Here is a 689-nt window from a genome sequence, read left to right as displayed (position 1 = left end):
ACCGCCGGGTATACGGGGCAGATGCTGGCGGCGAAGATCGCCGACGAGATCGCCCTGGCCCGGCACGAATCCCCCCACGCCGGGGGCGTGCACCATGACCTGGCCGTGACGCTCGCCGCGCAACTGCCGTGGACATTGAAAGCCCTGGCGTCCGGGCACCTGTCCGAACACNGCGTTCCTCACCCCGGCCCAGAGGGCCGCTATCGACGAACGGTTATGCGCCGACCCCGACACGGTGGCCCGGATGGGCACCCGTGACCTGGCCGCGGCCGCCCGGGCGGCCGCGTACGCCGCCGACCCGGCGGCGTTCGTCAAACGCCACACCCAGGCGGTCACGAACCGGCAGGTGTCCCTGCGCCCGGCCCCGGACGGGATGACCTGGCTCTCCGCCCTGATCCCGCTGACCTGCGGGGTCACCATCCTCAAGACGCTCACCGGCCTCGCCGCGACCGCCACCGCCGCCGGCGACCCGCGCGGCAAGGGCCAACTCATGGCCGACGCCCTCGCCCACCGCCTCACCACGCACGCCCCCTGCAGCCCGGCCGACGCTCCCGGCGCAGAGGCTCTCGGCACGGCCAGGGATCCCGGCGAATCGACGGTCGGGCTCGGACCCCGGCCCCGCTTCACCGACCTCGCCGGCGGTTCCGGGACCGGAGCGGAATCCAGACCCGGCCAACCAACCGGCCAGC

Annotated in this window: 1 protein-coding gene; it reads left to right on the top strand. The window is 74.4% G+C overall.

Annotation, left to right across the window (positions count from 1 at the left end):
• Positions 1-244: 244 nt before the first annotated feature.
• Positions 245-689 (top strand): DUF222 domain-containing protein (locus tag EJC77_RS06590; protein WP_125610863.1); only part of this gene is annotated, 445 nt, incomplete at its 3' end.

It is taken from the genome of Specibacter cremeus (assembly GCF_003946885.1).
In the GTDB taxonomy this organism is placed as follows: Bacteria; Actinomycetota; Actinomycetes; order Actinomycetales; family Micrococcaceae; genus Specibacter; species Specibacter cremeus.
The sequence above is the reverse complement of the archived record's forward strand: the minus strand, read 5'-3'. Positions and strand labels throughout refer to the sequence as shown.